At 54.1% G+C, this 19809-nt stretch carries 18 protein-coding genes; 13 read left to right on the forward strand and 5 right to left on the reverse strand.

Annotation, left to right across the window (positions count from 1 at the left end; all coding sequences use genetic code 11):
* Nucleotide 1 precedes the first annotated feature (1 nt).
* From sucD to mce, 5 genes are all read right to left on the reverse strand, one after another.
* Nucleotides 2-868 carry a succinate--CoA ligase subunit alpha gene (gene sucD / locus F608_RS0108215; protein WP_022665153.1) on the reverse strand — a complete coding sequence of 289 codons (867 nt, stop codon included), beginning with the start codon at nucleotides 866-868 and terminating at the stop codon, nucleotides 2-4.
* A 36-nt stretch (nucleotides 869-904) separates the two neighbouring features.
* On the reverse strand, nucleotides 905-2065 hold the full coding sequence (gene sucC, locus F608_RS0108220) for an ADP-forming succinate--CoA ligase subunit beta (RefSeq protein ID WP_022665154.1): 1161 nt from the start codon (nucleotides 2063-2065) through the stop codon (nucleotides 905-907).
* A gap of 14 nt (nucleotides 2066-2079) precedes the next feature.
* On the reverse strand, nucleotides 2080-3054 hold the full coding sequence (meaB, locus tag F608_RS0108225; RefSeq protein ID WP_022665155.1) for a methylmalonyl Co-A mutase-associated GTPase MeaB: 975 nt from the start codon (nucleotides 3052-3054) through the stop codon (nucleotides 2080-2082).
* A gap of 5 nt (nucleotides 3055-3059) precedes the next feature.
* Nucleotides 3060-5180: a methylmalonyl-CoA mutase gene (scpA, locus tag F608_RS0108230; protein ID WP_022665156.1), complete on the reverse strand. Its 2121-nt coding sequence runs from the start codon at nucleotides 5178-5180 to the stop codon at nucleotides 3060-3062.
* Nucleotides 5181-5314: 134 nt separating this feature from the next.
* Complete coding sequence (gene mce, locus F608_RS0108235) at nucleotides 5315-5719, reverse strand: methylmalonyl-CoA epimerase (protein ID WP_022665157.1); 405 nt, start codon at nucleotides 5717-5719, stop codon at nucleotides 5315-5317.
* Nucleotides 5720-5996: 277 nt separating this feature from the next.
* Between mce and F608_RS0108245 the strand changes: the two genes are divergently transcribed.
* The 13 genes from F608_RS0108245 to F608_RS0108305 all read left to right on the forward strand — a co-directional run bounded on the left by F608_RS0108245 (nucleotide 5997) and on the right by F608_RS0108305 (nucleotide 19805).
* On the forward strand, nucleotides 5997-6761 hold the full coding sequence (locus F608_RS0108245) for an IclR family transcriptional regulator (RefSeq protein ID WP_022665159.1): 765 nt from the start codon (nucleotides 5997-5999) through the stop codon (nucleotides 6759-6761).
* A gap of 155 nt (nucleotides 6762-6916) precedes the next feature.
* Complete coding sequence (panB, locus tag F608_RS0108250) at nucleotides 6917-7765, forward strand: 3-methyl-2-oxobutanoate hydroxymethyltransferase (protein ID WP_022665160.1); 849 nt, start codon at nucleotides 6917-6919, stop codon at nucleotides 7763-7765.
* Nucleotides 7766-7776: 11 nt separating this feature from the next.
* Nucleotides 7777-8724, forward strand: coding sequence for a hypothetical protein (locus F608_RS0108255; RefSeq protein WP_022665161.1), 948 nt, complete (start codon nucleotides 7777-7779; stop codon nucleotides 8722-8724).
* A gap of 54 nt (nucleotides 8725-8778) precedes the next feature.
* Nucleotides 8779-9906, forward strand: coding sequence for a pyridoxal phosphate-dependent aminotransferase (locus tag F608_RS0108260; protein ID WP_161626838.1), 1128 nt, complete (start codon nucleotides 8779-8781; stop codon nucleotides 9904-9906).
* A gap of 145 nt (nucleotides 9907-10051) precedes the next feature.
* Nucleotides 10052-11227: a M24 family metallopeptidase gene (locus F608_RS0108265; RefSeq protein ID WP_022665163.1), complete on the forward strand. Its 1176-nt coding sequence runs from the start codon at nucleotides 10052-10054 to the stop codon at nucleotides 11225-11227.
* 17 nt (nucleotides 11228-11244) lie between these two features.
* A complete protein-coding gene (locus tag F608_RS31165) occupies nucleotides 11245-12471 on the forward strand; it encodes a M20 metallopeptidase family protein (RefSeq protein WP_022665164.1) in 1227 nt (408 codons plus the stop codon).
* A 62-nt stretch (nucleotides 12472-12533) separates the two neighbouring features.
* Nucleotides 12534-13568: a TRAP transporter substrate-binding protein DctP gene (dctP, locus tag F608_RS0108275; RefSeq protein ID WP_022665165.1), complete on the forward strand. Its 1035-nt coding sequence runs from the start codon at nucleotides 12534-12536 to the stop codon at nucleotides 13566-13568.
* 75 nt (nucleotides 13569-13643) lie between these two features.
* Complete coding sequence (locus F608_RS0108280; protein ID WP_022665166.1) at nucleotides 13644-14225, forward strand: TRAP transporter small permease; 582 nt, start codon at nucleotides 13644-13646, stop codon at nucleotides 14223-14225.
* Between the two features lie 83 nt (nucleotides 14226-14308).
* The gene (locus tag F608_RS0108285; protein WP_244154255.1) at nucleotides 14309-15904 is read left to right on the forward strand and encodes a TRAP transporter large permease subunit; all 1596 of its coding nucleotides are present in this window, start codon (nucleotides 14309-14311) and stop codon (nucleotides 15902-15904) included.
* Nucleotides 15905-16873, forward strand: coding sequence for a threonine ammonia-lyase (locus F608_RS0108290; protein ID WP_022665168.1), 969 nt, complete (start codon nucleotides 15905-15907; stop codon nucleotides 16871-16873).
* A gap of 28 nt (nucleotides 16874-16901) precedes the next feature.
* Nucleotides 16902-18068 carry a M24 family metallopeptidase gene (locus F608_RS0108295; protein WP_022665169.1) on the forward strand — a complete coding sequence of 389 codons (1167 nt, stop codon included), beginning with the start codon at nucleotides 16902-16904 and terminating at the stop codon, nucleotides 18066-18068.
* A gap of 15 nt (nucleotides 18069-18083) precedes the next feature.
* On the forward strand, nucleotides 18084-18812 hold the full coding sequence (locus F608_RS0108300; RefSeq protein WP_022665170.1) for an aspartate/glutamate racemase family protein: 729 nt from the start codon (nucleotides 18084-18086) through the stop codon (nucleotides 18810-18812).
* A gap of 9 nt (nucleotides 18813-18821) precedes the next feature.
* Nucleotides 18822-19805 (forward strand): cyclodeaminase, encoded by a 984-nt coding sequence (locus F608_RS0108305; RefSeq protein ID WP_022665171.1) that lies wholly within the window; start codon nucleotides 18822-18824, stop codon nucleotides 19803-19805.
* Nucleotides 19806-19809 lie beyond the last annotated feature (4 nt).

Here is a 19809-nt window from a genome sequence, read left to right on the forward strand (position 1 = left end):
TTTAAAAGACATCCCTGCAAATCCGGCCGATTTCCCCCAGGTTTTCACAGACATGGATTCCATTGTCCCTGAAAGCTGCGAGCTTTGCTTCGCCTGTACCGCTGGAACCTGAAATGATTGCGCCGGCATGCCCCATTCTTCTGCCGGGCGGTGCTGTCAGTCCCGCGATAAAGCCGACCACCGGTTTGGTGATGTTTGCTTTGATATATGCTGCTGCTTCTTCTTCGGCACTGCCCCCGATCTCCCCGACCATGACAATGGCTTGTGTCTCGTCATCGGCCTGGAAAGCGGACAGCACATCTATAAAATTGGTTCCGTTCACAGGGTCGCCTCCGATACCGATGCAGGTGGACTGGCCCATGCCAAGCTTGGTGAGCTGGTCCACCACCTCATAGGTAAGGGTTCCTGATCTGGATACCACTCCTATATTTCCTTTTTTATGAATATTTCCCGGCATGATCCCGATCTTGGTCTCTTCCGGGGTAATGATTCCCGGGCAGTTGGGCCCGATGAGCCGGCATTCTCTGGATTCAAGAAAATTTTTCACCCGGACCATGTCCAGGATGGGAATCCCCTCTGTAATGGCCACGATCAGCTTTACGCCGGCATCGGCCGCCTCCATGACGGCATCGGCCCCAAAGGGCGGGGGAACAAAGATCAGGGAGGCATCGGCCCCGGTTTCCGAGACTGCCTCGGCCACGGTGTTGAATACCGGGACATCATCCATTTTCTGTCCCCCCTTGCCCGGGGTCACCCCGGCCACCACGGAGGTGCCGTATTCAATACAATTCCTGGCATGGAAACTGCCCTCGTTGCCGGTAATTCCCTGGACCAGGACCTTGGTGTTCTTATCTACAAATATACTCAAAACAATAGTCTCCTATAATGACTGGAATTCCCGGTTTTATTTGACGGCTTCGGCAATTTTCTGGGCGGCATCGGAAAGATCGACTGCACTGGTCAGGTTGAGCCCGGCATCGGCCAGGATCTTTTTGCCCGTATCCACATTGGTCCCTTCCATGCGGACCACCACAGGGATGTTGATCCCGGTTTTCTTGGCCGCATCCACCACGCCCTGGGCAAAGATGTCGCACCGCAGGATCCCGCCGAAGATGTTGATCAGGACCGCCTTTACCTTTTCATCGGCCAGGATGATCCGAAAGGCGTTTTCCACCTGCTCTGAACTGGCCCCGCCGCCCACGTCCATGAAGTTGGCCGGGGTGGCCCCGGCGTTTTTGATGATGTCCATGGTGGCCATGGCCAGGCCCGCCCCGTTGACGATATTGCCCACATTCCCGTCCAGGTTGATATAGTTGAGATTGTATTTCGAGGCTTCCACCTCCAGGGGGTTTTCCTCGTCAAGATCCCGCAGCTCCAGGAGATCCTTGTGCCGAAAAAGGGCATTGGAATCAAAATCGACCTTGGCGTCCAGGGCCAGGACATCATCGTCGGCCGTGAGGATAAGGGGATTGATCTCCACCAGGGAGCAGTCATTGGCCACAAAGAATTTATATAGATTGGATAGAAGACCGGAAAATTTCTTCATGGCCGCCGACGGCAGTTTCAGGCCGAACCCCACCTGGCGGATCTGATATCCCGAAAGCCCCATGAGCGGGTTCACATGGACCTTGATGATCCGTTCCGGGGTCTTTTCAGCCACCTCTTCGATGTCCATGCCTCCGTCCCGGCTGGCCATGATCACCACAGTGGCCGTTGCCCGGTCCACCAGCAGGGAAAGGTAGAGTTCTTTTTCAATCTTCTGGCCCGCCTCGATGAGAAGCTTTTGAACCAGTCTGCCTTCAGGACCGGTCTGGTGGGTGACCAGGGTCATTCCCAGAATCTCATCGGCCAGACTCTTTACCTCTTCCATGGAATGGGCCAGCTTGACGCCGCCTCCCTTGCCCCTGCCCCCGGCATGGATCTGGGCCTTGACCACCACGGGAAATCCTCCCAGGCCCGATGCGACCTGTCCGGCCTCTTCAACGGAAAAGGCAGCCTTGCCCTCAGGTACGGGGACATTGTACTGCCGGAACAACGTCTTTGCCTGATATTCGTGTATCTTCATTATTTTTCCTTTGCTTATAAATAGGATAACAGGGTTTCAGCCCCGGCCGAAGGAGAGATCTTATCGTTCTCCACCTGCCGGGACACCACTGGAATCTGTTCCTTTATCTTTGCATTGTCTTTAAATCGCTGTTTGAGACCCTCGTTGACCAGGGTCCACATCCATTCCAGGGCCTGGCGTTTTCTTCTCTGATCAAACTCGCCGGTCTCCTTGAATTTTGACCTGTGGTCCAGGACCGTCTCCCATACGGGAAGGGTTCCCCGGTCCATGACCGAAGAACAGGTCATGACCGGTGTGCGCCAGGTGGGGGTCTCCGAGCAGATCATCTTCATGGCGATTTCAAGGTCGAGCCGGGCCCGCTCCACTTTGGGAAGATTGTCGCCGTCGGCCTTGTTGATGGCGATCCCGTCGGCCAGTTCCAGAACCCCTTTTTTAATGCCCTGGAGTTCGTCCCCGGCCCCGGCGATCATGAGCACCAGAAAAAAATCGACCATGGAGGCCACACTGGTTTCAGACTGTCCCACACCCACGGTTTCCACCAGGATCACGTCAAAGCCGGCCGCTTCACAGACCAGCATGATCTCCCGGGTTTTGGCGGCCACACCTCCCAGGGTCTCACCTGCCGGGGAGGGACGGATAAAGGCATTTTCATGGGCGGACAGATTTTCCATCCGGGTCTTATCCCCCAGAATGGAGCCTCCGCTTCTCTGGCTGGTGGGGTCTACGGCCAGAACCGCAACCCTGTGGCCGGCACGGATAAGCTCAACCCCCAGGTTCTCGATGAAGGTGCTTTTTCCCACCCCGGGAACCCCGGTGATGCCCAGGCGGATGCTCTTTCCGGTCCTGGGAAGAATCTGTTCCATGATCTTGAAGGCAACCTGCTTATGTTCGGGCAGATTGCTCTCGATCAGGGTCATGGTCTTTGCAATCATCCGCCTGTTTTGATCCAAAATCCCCTGGATCAGACTGTCCGGGTCATTAACGACCATATCTTTTACGCTTCCATGATCTTGAGCGTTCGATTGGCAGCCTCCGTGATCACGGTCCCGGGTCCGAAGATCCCTGCCGCACCTGCCTTTTCTAAAAATTCATAATCCCCCGGCGGAATGATTCCCCCGACCACGACTTTAATATCAGATGCCCCCTGCTTTTTCAACTCTTCAATAATCCTGGGAACCAATGTCTTATGGCCGGCGGCCAGGCTGGAAACCCCCACAACATGAACGTCGTTTTCAACGGCCATTTTGGCGGCTTCCTCCGGGGTCTGGAACATGGGTCCCAGGTCCACGTCAAATCCGAAATCGGCATAGGCCGTGGCAATGACCTTGACCCCCCGGTCATGGCCGTCCTGGCCCATTTTAACCAGAAGGATCCTGGGTCTTCGCCCGGTCTTTTCCTTGAAATCATTTGTCCGCTTTCTCAGGGACTCCATGATGACAGGATCCGCGCTCTCCGCATATACACCGGAGATGCACTGGGTGGTGGCCACGTACCGGGAAAAGACCTTTTCCATGGCATCGGAGATCTCTCCCACGGTGGCCCGGGCCCGGACGGCAGGCAGACAGACCTCCAAAAGATTGTCCCCGGTCTCACAGGCCTTGGTAATCTCATCCAGGGCTTTTTGAACCGCCTGGCTGTCCCGATCCTGCCGGATCTGCTTCAGTCTTGCCACCTGCTCTTCCCGGACCGTCTCAGACACTTCCCGCACGGGAATAGGGGTCTCTTCATCAACCCGGTACTTGTTGACCCCGACGATAACATCTTCTCCCCGGTCAATCCGGGCCTGGCGCCGGGCCGCCACCTCTTCGATTCTCATCTTGGGCATGCCCGACTCAATGGCCTTGGCCATGCCGCCAAGGTCCTCGATCTCCTTTAAAATCTCCCTTACCCTGTCCACAATGCTCTGGGTCAGGCTTTCCACATAATAGGATCCGCCCAGGGGATCGATGGCATCGCAGATATGGGATTCTTCCTGGACAACGATCTGGGTGTTCCGTGAAATCCGGGCGGAGAGTTCCGTGGGCAGGCCCACGGCCTCGTCAAAGGAATTGGTGTGCAGGCTCTGGGTGCCGCCAAGCACTGCGGACAGACATTCCAGGGTGGTCCGGATGACGTTGTTGTAAGGGTCCTGCTGGGTCAGGCTCCAGCCCGAGGTCTGGCAATGGGTCCTCAGCATCTTGGATTTGGGGTTTTTGGGATTGAACTGGTCCATGAGTTCCGCCCAGAGAAACCGGGCCGCCCTGAGCATGGCGATCTCCATAAAAAAGTTCATGCCGATGCCAAAGAAAAAGGAGAGTCTGGGGGCAAACTTGTCAATGTCCAGGCCGGCCGCCAGGGCCGCCCGAACGTACTCCAATCCGTCGGCCAGGGTAAAGGCGGCCTGGAGGACCGAATCGGCTCCGGCCTCCATCATATGATAGCCGGATATGGAGATGGTGTTGAACTTGGGCATGTGGTTGGAACAGAACCCGATGATGTCGGAAACGATCCGCATGGACGGTCCTGGGGGGTAGATATAGGTGTTCCGGGTCAGATACTCTTTGAGGATGTCGTTCTGGATGGTTCCCATGAGCTGCTCATGTTTCACTCCCTGCTCCTCGGCGGCCACGATAAACCCGGCCAGGATGGGCAGGACCGCACCGTTCATGGTCATGGACACAGACATCTGATCCAGGGGAATCTGGTCAAAGAGGATCTTCATATCCTCAACCGAGTCGATGGCCACACCGGCCTTGCCCACGTCCCCGGTCACCCGGGGATGGTCTGAGTCGTATCCCCGGTGGGTGGCCAGGTCAAAGGCCACGGACAATCCCTTTTGACCCGCGGCCAGATTCTTGCGGTAAAAATCGTTGGACTCCTTGGCCGTGGAAAACCCGGCATACTGGCGGATGGTCCAGGGCCGGCCCGCATACATGGTGGCCATGGGCCCCCTCACATAGGGTTCGAATCCGGGCAGCGTGTCCGTGAACTCCACTTTTTCCAGATCCTTTGCCGTATACAGGGGCTTGATATCAATGCCCTCGGCCGTTTTTTTCGTCAACGCCTCCAGGGGCTTTCCCCTGAGTTGTTTGGCAGCCAGTTCTTCCCAGTTTTGAATATCAGACATTTGAGACATGGTTATCCTCCGGTCTATCTATTTATAATTATAAAGTCTTTCGTTATCGGCGAGAACGGTTATCAGCGGGAACAGCAGCTTTGCTTTTTTTCAATTGCTTGGTCCAAAGTCAAACAGGCCTGGAATCTAAAACCTTATTTTCGTTCACACAATTCCACCAGCACTCCGGATGTGGCCTTGGGATGCAGAAAGGCGATCCTGGCGCCGCCGGCTCCCTGGCGGGGGGTCTGATCAATGAGCTGAATCCCCTTGGCCTTGAGCTCTTCCAGGGCCTCATCAATATTTTCCACCCGAAAGGCCACATGCTGGATGCCCTCTCCCTTTTTTTCGATATACTTGGCCACGGGCCCGTCGTCGGCCGTGGATTCCAGCAGTTCCACTTCGCTTTCCCCCACTGGCAGAAAGGCCGTGGTCACCTTCTGGGCCTCCACGGTTTCCGTTCCTTCAAAGGTGAGCCCCAGGGCATCGGTCCAGAAATTCTTCTTTTCGTCTATGCTTGATACAGCAATTCCCAAATGATCGATCTTGAGTATCTTCATTTCAGCCTCCCCCCCAATTTTATCCTAAGAAATCACAATCTTTAATCTATAGAGGGTTAGAGCAAAAAAAGTCAACCTTAAAACTCATAAAACCACCATTTTGGGCCTCTGATTTTAAGGCCTTTCCCATGGCCGGGCCTGCCTGTGCAGGAAGAATCATAGCCTATTTTTTCCGGGTTCTCTTCCTCCTTGACATCCCCGGAGGAATCTCCTACTATTCTGTCTCTCATTAAAAAACTGTGTACTTGTATGTGTGACAATTGTATTGAGGAGAGTCATGGCCGAGAAAAAGTACTATAAAATAGCCTCCCTGGAAAAGGGCATCCGCATCCTGGAACTTCTGGCCCAGCACGGGGAGTTGAGCGTCAGCGAAGCGGCCCGGCTCATGGAGACCAACCGGGCCGGAAGCCACCGGTTCATTTCCACCCTCAAGGACCTGGGATATGTGGAAAAAAATTCCAGCAACAAATACCAGCCCACCCTCAAAATCATGACCCTGGCCACAAAGGTGGCCAACCGGTTTGAAATCCGAAGAATCGCAAAACCCTATATGCACCGGTTGTCCATGATGTTCAAGGAAACCATCAACCTGGGTCTTTTCAAAGGCGGGGAGATCGTTCACATTGATAAAATCGACAGCCTTGAGGTATTGAGGATGGATTCCGCCCTGGGGGACAAGGCGCCTGCCTATTGTACAGGCCTTGGCAAGGCCGTCCTGGCCTTTCTGCCCGGACACGAGCTGGATCACTATTTAGAGAACACGGACCTGGCTGAGATGGCCCCCAATACCATCACGGACAAAGAGGAACTCCTGGCGGAACTCACCCGGATCAGAAAAAACCGGTATGCCGTTGACGACGAGGAAATGGCCATGGGCCTTCGCTGTATCGCCGTCCCCATTTTCGACCACAACTCCTATCCCGCCTATGCCCTGAGCATATCAGGTCCATCCATGCGCCTGACCCACCGGGCCCTGGAAGAGATAAAAGACACCATTTTAACCGCCTCGGACGAGCTGTCCAAGATGCTGGGAACCCCCTGAAACGATTTTCCCTCCCCTCCTTTAAAAAAAATCAAAAAACCCTTGACAATATCCGGGTAATTCTTTTATTCAAAATAGTGTCACACATAAACAACATATGTCACGCTATTTGTGACAATCCGATTCAACACTGATTTACTCCAGAAGGAGGCAAGATGGATAAGAAAAAATTGACCCGGTGGGATCTTCAGCAGATGAAGGATTCCGGAGAAAAAGCCGTATGGATCACGGCCTATGATTATTGGAACGCATCCTTTGCCGAAAAAGCCGGAATGGACATGATCCTGGTGGGAGATTCCCTGGGCATGTGTGTATATGGGTACGAGGGCACGGTTCCCGTGACCATGGACCAGTGCATCTGTCATTGTGAAGCCGTTCGCAGGGGGGCAAAATCCACCTTTATCATTGGGGACATGCCTTTTCTTTCCTACCAGGTCAGTGTTGAAAACGCGGTATTGAACGCCGGCCGGTTCCACAAAGAAGCCGGTGTGGATGCCATCAAGCTGGAGGGTGGAAAAAGGGTCTGCCCCCAGATCCGCGCCATTTGCGACGGCGGCATGCTGGTTATGGGACATATCGGGCTCACCCCCCAGAGTTCCGGCCAGCTCGGCGGTTTCAAGGCCCAGGGCAGAACCGCCCGGGCCGCTTACGAGCTCATCGAAGATGCCAAAGCCATCCAGGAGGCAGGCGCCTTTGCCCTCCTGGTGGAAGCAGTCCCTCCGGAAGTATGTGATATCATCAGGACAACGCTGACCATACCGGTTTACAGTATCGGTGCCGGCATTGACGCCGACGGCCAGTTGATGATCTCTTCCGACGTAGCAGGGGTTTTTCAGGCCTTTACCCCTAAGTTTGTTAAAAAATATGAAAACCTTGCGGAAAAAACCATTCAGGCATTTTCAGCCTATAAAGAGGATGTGAAACAAGGCCGGTTCCCGGCCCCGGAGCATACCTATAAAATGGTTGAAGGTGAATTGGAAAAACTACAAACCAAACTAAATTAAAGGACACTCAAATGAGCGACAGACTTACATCCATCAGAGACTTCATGGAAAAACAGGGCATCCCGGGACGGGACGGATATGATCTGGCTCCTTCGGGCAAGGCATTTCCCGACGGCGCCAATTTCAGGATCGAGATTGCCGGGGTGGAGCGGGCCTCCACCATGGAAGCCATGATCAAGGAAGCGGAAAAACGGCAGATCTCCATCCACCGGGCCATTGCCACGGTGGGCGGCTGCACCTATTGCGATTTCGAAGAACTGCGGTCAATGGCCCAGATGGCCAGGGATGCAAAGATCGAAACCATCATCACCGTGGGACACCGCAAGGGCTGGGACACCGCAGCCAAGGAAATGAACACCCGCGAGGGCAGCATGCAGGGATTCCGCCTCAGGGGATCGGACAATATCTCCTATCACATCGCCGACATCATGAGGGCCATTGACGCCGGTTTCAGGGGATTTCTGGTCTATGACGAAGGGGTTCTCTTCATCCTGAACAAGATGAGAGAACAAGGATTGATCCCGGCGGAGACCATCTTTAAATTCTCCGTATTCGGCGGCTACTGCTCTGCAGCCGGGGCCAAGGTGGTTGAAAGTTTAGGGGCCAACTCCCTGAATCCCATTTCAGACGTTTCCCGGCCCATCCTTGCCTCCATCCGCAAGGCCATCAATATCCCGCTGGATGTCTACACCATCGTAGTCAACTCCTTTGGGGGAAACTTCAGGGCCTGGGAAGCACCGGAAATTGCAAAAGTGGCTTCACCCTGCTATTTTAAATTTGAACCGGGCACGGCCGAGGACGAAATCTACATGCCCTGGATCAGCGAAGAATGGCATGAGGGATTTATCGCAGAAAAAGTCAAAATCGCCTCCATTGTCATGGAAATCATGGATAAGCATGCACCTGAACTGAAAACCTCACCCCAAGGGCCGGCAGACCTGGTACTGGCCAAACCCTAAAGCGAGTGTGATACTATGAGCATTGAGTCATTATTTGCAGAAAGGAATGCCGGCGTGGAATGGTCCGGCATCCGCATCATGTTCGCCATGGCCGACCAGATCGACGGCATCGTGAACTTAGGAATAGGCCAGCCGGATTTCGACACCCCGGTTCATATCCGGGATGCAGCCAAAAAAGGGCTTGACCAGGGATACACCCGGTATCCGCCGGCAGCCGGCTTCCAGGATTTACGGGATGCCGTGGCCGAAAAACTTGCACGGGAAAACAAGATCAAGGCCGATCCTGAATCGGAGATATTTATCGCCGTGGGCGCCATGCAGGGAATTTTCAACGTCATGCTCCACCTGGTCAACCCCGGAGACGAGGTCATGGTGGTGGATCCCGGCTATGATTACTACTCCCAGATCCGGCTTTTCGGCGGTGTTCCCGTCCGGATTCCGGCAAGGGAGGAGAATAAATTCAAGCTGGACCCGGCCGATGTAAAGGCGGCCATCACCCCCAAAACCAAGGCCATCATCCTCAACACCCCTTCCAATCCCACGGGTGCGGTATTTGACCGGGATATCCTGGAACAGGTGGCCGGGCTTTGCCGGGAACACGAGATCGTGGTAATCTCGGACGAACCCTACGAACATATTCTGTTTGACGGAAATGAACATGTATCCATGGGATCCCTTGAGGGGATGAAAGATCTGACCGTCTCCATCTATACCCTGTCCAAATCCTATGCCATGACCGGCTGGCGGGTAGGGTACGTGGCCGGACACCGGGCCATTATCTCTGAGATGGAAAAACTCATGGAGCACATGGTCTCGGGCGTGACCGCTGTGGCCCAGCGGGCGGCCCTGGCCGCCATCACAGGCTCCCAGGACTGTGTAGAGCAGATGGTCCAACGGTATGCCCGGCGCCGGGAACTGGTCTATGAAGGCTTGAACAGCATTCCGGGGATCTCCTGCATCAAACCGGAATCCACCTTTTACGCCTTTCCCAATATCTCGTCCCTGGGGATGAGTTCCTGGGATTTTGCCAAGTATATGGCCAGGGAACACAAGGTGGCCGTGGTGCCGGGATCCATATTCGGAGAAAACGGAGAAGGGTATGTCCGCATCTCCTTTGCCACCTCTTCGGAAAACCTGGAAAAAGCACTTAAACGCCTTGCCAGGGGTGTGGCAGGTCTTTGAATTGAGAATGAGTAATTGAGGGTGGCCTCCGGGCCGGCATTGGTAACGGGTGCCAAGCAACCTCAATTATCAATTAATATAGCCCGTGCCGGGCCGTGGAAAAAACCTCTTACGGCCCGGCTTACCTGAAATTTTTGGAGGGAAAATGGCACTTTTTTCCAGAGCAGAATATCTTGAGCGGATCGCCGATACCAAAGTCGCCATGGCAGATAAAGGCATTGAACTCCTGGTGGTATGCGATCCCGCCAACATGAACTATCTTACCGGATACGACGGATGGTCCTTTTACGTGCCCCAGGCGGTCCTGGTTGTCGACGATCAGGAAGAACCGGTATGGATCGGCCGGCAAATGGATGTCAACGGCGCACGCCATACCGCTTTTTTAAGCCCGGACAACATGAAGGGCTATCCTGAAGACTATATCCAGACCACAGTCAAGCATCCCATGAATTACATGGGAGACCTGATCAAGGAAAGGGGATGGGGGCAAAAAGCCGTGGGTGTTGAAACGGATGCCTACTATTACACGGCCAGAAGCGACGGTGCACTCAAGCAGACCCTGGGGCGGTCCGAGTTTATCGATGCAAACCTCCTGGTCAACTGGGTCAGGCTGGTCAAATCCGATGCCGAGATCGGAATGATGGAGCAGGCCGGTAAAATCGCAGAAAAGGTCATGGCCACGGCCCTGTCCAACCTGGCACCGGGACGCAGGGAATGCGACGCCGTGGCTGCGGTCTACCAGGCCCAGATGACAGGGACCCCGGAATTCGGCGGAGATTACCCGGCCATCGTGCCCATGATGCCCACAGGGGAAAAGACAAGCGCTCCCCATCTCACCTGGACCGACGATCCCTATAAGCCCGACCAGGCCGTTAATCTGGAGCTTGCCGCCTGCCGCAACCGGTACCACTGCCCCATTGCCAGGACCGCCTATATCGGCACCACCCCGCCCGAAAAACTCAACACCCTGGCAGCCATCACCGTGGACGGCCTCAACCTCACCCTGGACGCCATTACACCCGGAATGACCGGAGAGGATGTGGAAAAGATCTGGAGAAAGCACATCGCCAGACACGGATTTGAAAAGGAATCCCGCATCGGCTATTCCATGGGTCTCAACTATCCGCCGGACTGGGGAGAACATACAGCCTCCTTAAGGCCCGGGGACAAGACCGTGCTGGCTCCCAACATGACCTTTCACATGATCTTAGGGATGTGGATGGATGATTTCGGATTTGAATGTTCGGAATCCTTCCGGGTGACGGATACCGGAGCCCGGACCTTTGCCGATTTTGAACGCAAGCTGTTTATCATTGAATAGGGAAAAGCTTACATTTTATGGACCATATTCAAAAAAGAATTCTGGAACTTAAAAATGAAACCCTGGAACTCCGACGGCATTTTCATATGAACCCGGAACTGGGGTTCCAGGAGTTTCAGACCGCAGACAAAATTGAAAATTTCCTTCAGGATATCGGGCTGAAAACGACGCGGATGACCCAGACAGGGGTGGTCGCCGTCCTGGACAGCGGCAGGCCCGGACCCTGCCTGATGCTTCGCGCCGATATGGATGGACTGCCCGTCACCGAAGAAACGGATCTGCCGTACAAGTCCAGAAATAAAGGGGTCATGCATGCATGCGGTCATGATGCCCACATGGCCATGCTTCTGACGGCTGCCAAGGTACTTAAAGAGAATAAAGCACCTGTAACCGGTAAAATCAAATTCGTATTTCAACCCAACGAGGAGATCGCCGGTGCCATCCATATGATCGAAGACGGGGTCCTGGAAAACCCCAAAGTCGATGCCGCAATGGGACTCCATGTCTGGACACCCGTTGATTCGGGTAAAATAGCCATCACCCCGGGTCCGGTTATGGGGGGACTGGATGTTTTTAAGATCACCATCCACGGCAAAGGGGGTCATACCGGGGTCCCCGAAGACGCCGTTGATCCGGTTATTGCCGCGGCCAATCTCATACAGACCGCACAGATCATCCAGACCCGGGAGATCAGCAACCTGAAAGCCACGGTTATCATGTTCGGAAAAATCAAAGGGGGCACCAAAAGCAATATTATCCCGGATAAAGTGGAACTGGAAGGCTCCATCCGTTTTCTCTACCCGGGCGGTCCGGAGAGTGAGGAAAAGCCGACCCAGCGCTTCATCCGTATTGCCGAGCAGGTATGCTTAACCCACAGATGCACCTGTGACATCGACATCATCCATGAAAACATACCCTTGATCAATCATGCAGAAATGACGGCCCTGGCCAGGGAAACCGCCCTTGATGTCTTCCCTTCTGAAAAAGATCTCATCGACAATCAGACCATTGCCAGTGAAGATTTTTCAGAGTTCAGCAGACAGGTGCCGGGGGTGTTTGTTTTCCTTGGTGCGGGGAATGACGCCCTTGGGGCGAACCTGTCCCACCACCATCCCAAATTCAATATCGATGAGACGATCCTCCCCAAGGGAGTGGAGATGCTGGTCCGGAGCGCCTTCCATTTCTTTGAAAAGGCAGACCAATTGTCATTTTTAAAACAGAACCAAAAAGAGCGGGTAAAATAAACTATTGTAAACCGATGCAATTATAAAACCATATGTTAACCCAAGAGAAAAGGAGTTGGACAATGAAAAAACGGATGAATTTAAAAGCGTTAAAATCATTGACTGCAGCAGTCCTGCTGATTGCGGCAACAAGTATCAGCCTCTATGCGGCAGAGTGGAAATATGCCATGGGAGAGGGCGAGAGTGATCCCCAGGGGATCTATGCTATGGCCTTTAAAAATTTTATTGAGGAAAATTCCAGGCATACAATCAAAATTTATCCCGTGGGAAGCCTTGGCGAAGAGACCGATATGATGGAACAGACCAAAGCCGGCATCCTGCAGTTTCTAGGACAATCCACCGGATATATGGGGGGGACGATTCCTGAGATGGACCTGTTTACCCTGCCCTATGTGATGCCGACGGATACCAAACAACTGGATTATTTTTTCAAACATTCAAAAGCCATAAACGAAATGCTTCCTCCGATTTTCAACGAACACGGGCTGGAGCTGCTCTCCATCTTCCCGGAAGGCGAGATGGCCGTGACCACCTTTGAAGAGTTTCATTCCCCGGCCGACCTGAAGGGCAAAAAAATGCGGGTTATGCCCGGTTCCCCCATCCTGGTTGAAACCTATAAGGCCTTTGGCGCCTCTCCGGTTCCCATGACCTGGGGCGATCTGATCGGTGCACTGAAAACCAATATGGTGGACGGCCAGGAAAACCCGACGGTCTGGATCGAAGCCTATGATCTGGACAACCTGACAAAAGTATTGACCTATACCGGCCATGGACACTTCAACGCCTCGGCATCTGCCAATAAAAAGTTTTTTGACGAACTTGGCGAAAGGGATAAAAAGTTAATCCGTTCCGCTGCTGAGCATGCACACAAGATTATCCTGGAAGAAGCTGAAAAACTGGATGCATACGGCATCGGCCGTATTGTCAGAACCAACCCGGACTATAAAATTGTGACCCTCACTGAAAAAGAACGTGCCCCCTTCAAGGAAGCGGCCAAGGCGGTACAAAAGTCTTTTGCATCCAAGAGCGCTTCAAACAAAAAAATACTGGATCAAATGATGGCAGACCTGAAAGAAGCTGAAGCAAAAACAAAATAATCCCCAAAAAACCTGAGAACAGCAGAATAGATTGAGCCTTTTGCAGGCGATCTATTTTGCTGTTCGGGAGAAAAAATGGAGGAAGCAGAAATAAAAAGCGGCAATCCTTTACTCAAAGCCCTTGATTTTATTGATATGCAGATCAGCCGAATTGAAGGGTTTATGCTGGCTGTCGGGGTGATCGCCATGACGGTCAACACCATTGCCGCAGTGGTCAGCCGGTTCGTTTTTAACAGCGCGATTGTTTTCACCGATGAACTGAACGTGATATTTATCGTCCTGGTGACCTATGCGGGCCTGAGCTATGCCGCTCGAAACGGCCGTCATATCCGGATGTCCGCCATTTATGACGCCATGCCTGAAAAGGCGCGCAAATTTCTAATGGTGTTGATGACATCGGTGACCTCAGCCTTTATGTTCTTTCTCTCCTTTTACGCCTGCCGCTATATTGCTGAGGTGTACGAGAGCGGACGGATTCTGCCGGCCCTGGGGCTGCCGGTATTTTATATCTATCTGTGGGTGCCTGTGGGCTTTATCATGACAGGACTGCAGTATGGGTTTACGGCTGTCAAGAACCTGACACAACCCGATGTCTATCTTTCCACCCATGTTAAAGACGGATACGCTGACGCGGCAATCGAGATCCAGGAACAATGAAACGATTAAATAAAATACAGGTGTTATGTATTCTCTGCTGTATATGGGCATCTTCTGTTTTTGCTTCAGAGAATGCCAGAGTCGTGATTGAAGAGACGGTCATTGACCAGGAGCTGCGTCTATCCGTATACGGATTTGCAGAAGATGTGGAGCCATGGGAAAGGGTCACCCTCACCCTGGCCGATGGGAAGGGTAAAATTATTGAGCGGGCCCCCAGGATCAATAAACTCGGCAATTGGGAGGTTGAGGGCCTTGACATCAGCACCCTTGCAGACGGTCAGATCAAGATTACGGCAGAGGTAAAAGATGACCGGGGAAACATCCAGGCGCAAACCGCTTCCTCTGTGGTCCTGGATACCAGCTTCAGTCTCAGGGACTTTATAAACAATCATTTTGCCCTTTCCATCTTCCTGCTGATGATCGTGCTGCTGCTGCTCGGATTTCCCATGAAAATACCCCTGATTGCCGGCGCAACCCTTGGGGTCTACCTTCTCTACGAGGGGGATCTGTCCCAGACACAGTTTATGATCCAGCAGATGATGGCCGGAATTCGCCCGGCCGCACTCATTGCCGTCCCCATGTTTATCCTCTCCGCCGATATCATGACCCGGGGCAAATCAGCTGAAAAACTGATCGATCTGGTCATGGCCTTTGTCCGGCATATCAAAGGCGGGCTAGCCGTGAGTACGGCTGCTGCGTGTACGGTATTCGGTGCCGTTTCCGGTTCAACCCAGGCCACGGTTGTGGCCATTGGATCCCCCCTTCGCCCCGAGCTTCTCAAAGGAGGGTATAAGGATTCATTTATTTTGGCACTCATTGTCAACTCCAGTGATATCGCTTTTCTGATTCCCCCCAGCATCGGGATGATTATCTATGGAATTGTCGCAAAAACATCCATACCTGAACTCTTTATCGCAGGGATCGGCCCGGGGCTGTTGATCCTGTTGTTGTTTTCCATCTACAGCGTGATCCATGCGTCCCTGAACAAGATCCCCACCGAACCGAAAGCCTCATGGGCCGAACGGGGACTGGCAGTCTATCACGCACTCTGGCCCTTGGGATTTCCGGTCATTATCATCGGCGGGATCTTTGGCGGGATCTTCAGCCCCACGGAAGCCGCAGCCGTCAGCGTGGCATATGCCATCCTGCTGGAGGGCTTTGTCTTTAAGACAATGAAACTCGGCGACTTTTATGCCACGGCTTTATCCACCGGACTGGTCACCGCCGTTGTCTTTATTCTGGTCGGTGCCGGGGCCGCATTTGCCTGGGTGTTGTCCTATGCCCAGGTCCCCCAGCAAATCTTAGGGATGATCGGTATTGACGAGATGGGCCAATACGGCGTTCTCTTTGTGATCTCCATTGCCTTTTTCATCGGATGTATGTTTGTTGATCCCATTGTGGTGATTCTGATCCTGGTACCGATTTTCGCACCGGTGGTGAGAAATGTGGGACTCGATCCTGTGCTGGTGGGGACGATTATCACACTTCAGGTTGCCATCGGGTCTGCAACACCGCCCTTTGGCTGTGACATTTTCACCGCGATTGCCATATTTAAGCGTCCCTACCTTGAAGTGATCAAAGGGACGCCGCCATTTATTTTTATCCTTTTAAGCGTAGGTGTGGCATTGATATTTTTCCCGGAAATTGCTCTCTATTTAAGAGATGTGGCTTTCAGATAGATGAATAAAACAGACATCACCCTGAAATCCGTATACCTGGCCCGGAAGCGCATTGCCCCTGTCATTCGGAAGACACCGTTGATCCCCTTCCCGGACCAAAAACAGGAGAATCCGGTCTACCTGAAACTGGAAAATCTCCAGGAAACCGGTTCCTTTAAACTGAGGGGGGCTGCCAATGCCCTGCTGGGCCTGCCCCCTGACCGGAAAGAAAAAGGGGTTCTGGCTTTTTCCACGGGCAACCACGGCCGGGCCGTGGCCTGGATGGCCGGAAGAATGGGTATCTCCTGCACAATCTGCCTGTCCCGGCGGGTGCCTTCCTACCGAGTGAAGGTGATGGAACAATTCGGGGCAAAGGTGGTCCAGGAGGGTGTCAGCCAGGACCAGGCTTACGAGGTCGCCCTGAAGCTTGAACGGGATCAGGGACTGACCCTGATCAAGCCCTTTGATGATCCGAAGATCATTTCCGGCCAGGGCACCATGGGTCTGGAAATCCTGGAGGAGATTCCGCAAATCGATACCCTGGTGGTGCCGGTGTCCGGGGGCGGGCTTGCCGCAGGAGTCGCCCGGGTCTTGAAGGCGGCCGACCCGGCCATCCGGGTCATCGGGGTTTCCATGGAAGTGGCTCCGGCCATGTACCATTCCATAAAGGCCGGCAAACCCGTGGAAATCGAAGAAAAGGACAGCCTGGCCGACGCCCTTCTGGGCGGCATCGGCCTGGATAACCAATACACCTATCCCATGGTGGAAAGATATCTGGACCGCATTGACCTGGTTTCTGAAAATGAGATTGAAGAGGGCATGATCTTTGCCCATGACACCCTGGGCATCCTCATTGAAGGGGCCGCCGCCGTAACCCTGGCCTGGCTGCTGAAAAATCCGGATGCAGGGAAGAGTGTTGTCGGCATCCTTTCCGGAGGCAACGTGGATACGGACCTGCTCTTTGATATCCTGTCCCGCCATAAAAAATAGGGCCGTACTTTTTTAGGAGGAATTCCCCTTGCTGTTCAAATTATCCGAATATTGCCGGCGCATGGAAAAAACCCGTGCAGCCATGGCAGAAAAAGGGCTGGATATCCTCATTGTCACAGATCCGGCCAATATGAACTATTTGACCGGCTACGACGGATGGTCCTTTTATGTCCACCAGGGCCTGGTCCTTTTTCAGGACCGGGACCAGCCCATCTGGTTCGGCCGGCAGCAGGACAGCAACGGGGCCAGGATCACCACCTGGCTGGACGAGGACCATATCCTGGGCTACGAGGATCATTATGTCCAGTCCCGGACCGTCCACCCCTATGACGTGGTGGCGGATCTCATTCAACAAAAAGGCTTTGGCAGCAAAAAAATCGGTGTGGAAAAGGACAATTACTATTTTACGGCCCGATGCCTTGAGCACCTTAAAAAAGGTCTCCCCAACGCAGGGTTCCTGGACGGAGAACTCATTGTAAACTGGGTCAGGTGTGTAAAAAGCCCATCGGAATTAAATTATATGAAAATGGCAGGGCAGATCCTGGAGCGGGTTATGGACACGGCGGTCCGCCTCATTGAACCCGGGGTAAGAGAAGGGGATGTGGCCGCCGAGGTCTACCGTGCAATGATTTCCGGCACCCCGGAATTTACCGGGGATTATTCGGCCATCATTCCCATCATGCCCTCGGGGAAACGGACCACCACGGCCCATCTCTCCTGGACCGACAGAAGATATAAAAAAAACGAAATCATACTCCTGGAATTGTCCGGGTGCAAACACCGGTACCATGCGCCCCTGTCCCGGACCGTGATCACCGGGCGTCCCGACCCGGAACTGGACGGAATCTCCAAAACCGTTATCCAGGGCTTGAACCGGGTGGTGGATTTTATCCGGCCCGGGATCCAGGCCCGGGAGATTGAGGAAGAGTGGCGCAGATCCATTGCCGGCTCCCGGGTGGTCAAGGAATCCCGCATCGGGTACGCATTCGGCCTCAACTATCCCCCGGACTGGGGGGAGCATACCATCAGCCTGAGGCCCGGGGACCTCACCGTGCTGGAGCCGGGCATGACCATTCACGTCATGCCGGGGATCTGGACCGACACCCTGGGGTTTGAATGCAGCGAAGCCGTTTATGTCACGGAGACCGGGTGCGAGACCTTTTCCCGGGTCCCGAGACAGCTCTTTATCAAATAACCCAAGGAGGCCCCCATGATCTATCACCGGAGAAACAGCCAGGTTTCCTACGGGGAAGCCATCGGCATCCTTCTCCTGGATTCTCCCATTCCCTTTATCCCCGGGGATGTGGCCAATGCAACCTCCTACGATTTCCCGGTGCGGTTCAAAAAGGTGGAGGGATTCACCGTTGAAAAGGCCCTGGCCAAGGATCCGGGGATCTATCCCTTTTTGCTGGCCGCGGCCCTTGACCTTGAGGCCAACGGGGTCAGGGCCGTGACCGGAGACTGCGGGTTCATGGCCCTGCACCAGGAAAAGCTCAAACAGGAACTTACCATCCCCGTATTTTTATCCTCCCTGCTCCAGATCCCTTTTATGCGCCTTCTGCTGCCCGAATCGGCCAAGATAGGAATTCTCACGGCCAGCGCCCAGAGCCTGACCCCTGATTTTTTAGAAGAGATCTCCATTGCCCCGGGGGAAGATCTGAAGATCCGGGGCCTTGAAACCTGTCCGGAATTCAGCTCGGCCGTCCTGGAGGAAAAAGGCAGCCTGGATCCCGGAAAAATTCAAAAAGAGGTGACCGCCGCGGCCCTTGACCTTGCCCGGGACAGGCAGGTAAAGGCCATCCTTCTGGAATGCAGCGTCCTGCCCCCCTATGCGGCTACCGTGCATGAAGCCACCGGCCTGCCTGTATTCGACTATGCCACCATGATCAACACGATGTTTTCTGCCCTGGTCCCCCGGACCTATGACGGGTATATGTAAGGAGGAATTATGGGTGTACTCATTCTCACGGAAAAAGATTTGCGGACCATTTTGGACATCGACATTCCCTCAATTGATGCCGTTGAAAAGGCCTTTGCATGGCTTTCGGCGGGACAGGTTTCCATGCCCCCCATCATGCATATTGAAATCCCGGAGCATGGGGGGGATGTGGACATCAAAAGCGCCTACGTAAAGGGTCTGGACCGGTTTGCCGTGAAGATCGGAGCCGGGTTCTTTAAGAATGCCCGGCTGGGACTTCCCTCTTCCCCGGCCATGATGGTGGTGATCAGCGCAAAAACCGGAATGGCCGAGGCCGTGCTCCTGGACAATGCCTATCTTACCGATGTGAGGACGGCGGCGGCAGGGGCGGTGGCCGCCCGGTACCTGGCCCCTGAAACCGTGACCTGTGCCGGCGTTGTGGGTGCCGGGGCCCAGGGAAGATACCAGATCACGGCCCTGGCACAGGTCAGGCAGTTTGACCGGGTCCTGGTCTATGACCGGGAAAGGTCCCTGGCGGATCAATACGCCGAAGACATGACCCGGATGCTGAAGGTCCCGGTTGCTGTGGCCGGAGATGTCGGGGAACTGGTGGCCCAGAGCCAGGCAGTCATCACCTGCACCCCCTCAAAAATTCCCTATATGGATCCCGACTTTCTCCACCCGGGTCTTCATATCACGGCCATGGGAGGCGACCTGCCTGAAAAGCAGGAAATCATGCCGAAGGTTTTCTTGAAAGCCGACATCATCGCCTGCGATGTCAGGGCCCAGAGCTTTTCCGTGGGAGAGCTGTACAATACCCGGAAGGCCGGCATTGACCTTGACGCCACCCGGGTCCTGGAACTGGGAGAGATTGTTTCGGGCAAGGCCGAGGGGAGGCAGGCCGAGGACCAGATCAGCATCTGCGATCTGTCCGGCACCGGTGTCCAGGATACGGCCATTGCCGATTTTGCCCTGACCCGGGCCCAGGGGCTGGGCACCCGGATCCAAGAATAGGCAA

This window comes from Desulfospira joergensenii DSM 10085, from assembly GCF_000420085.1.
Lineage (GTDB): Bacteria > Desulfobacterota > Desulfobacteria > Desulfobacterales > Desulfobacteraceae > Desulfospira > Desulfospira joergensenii.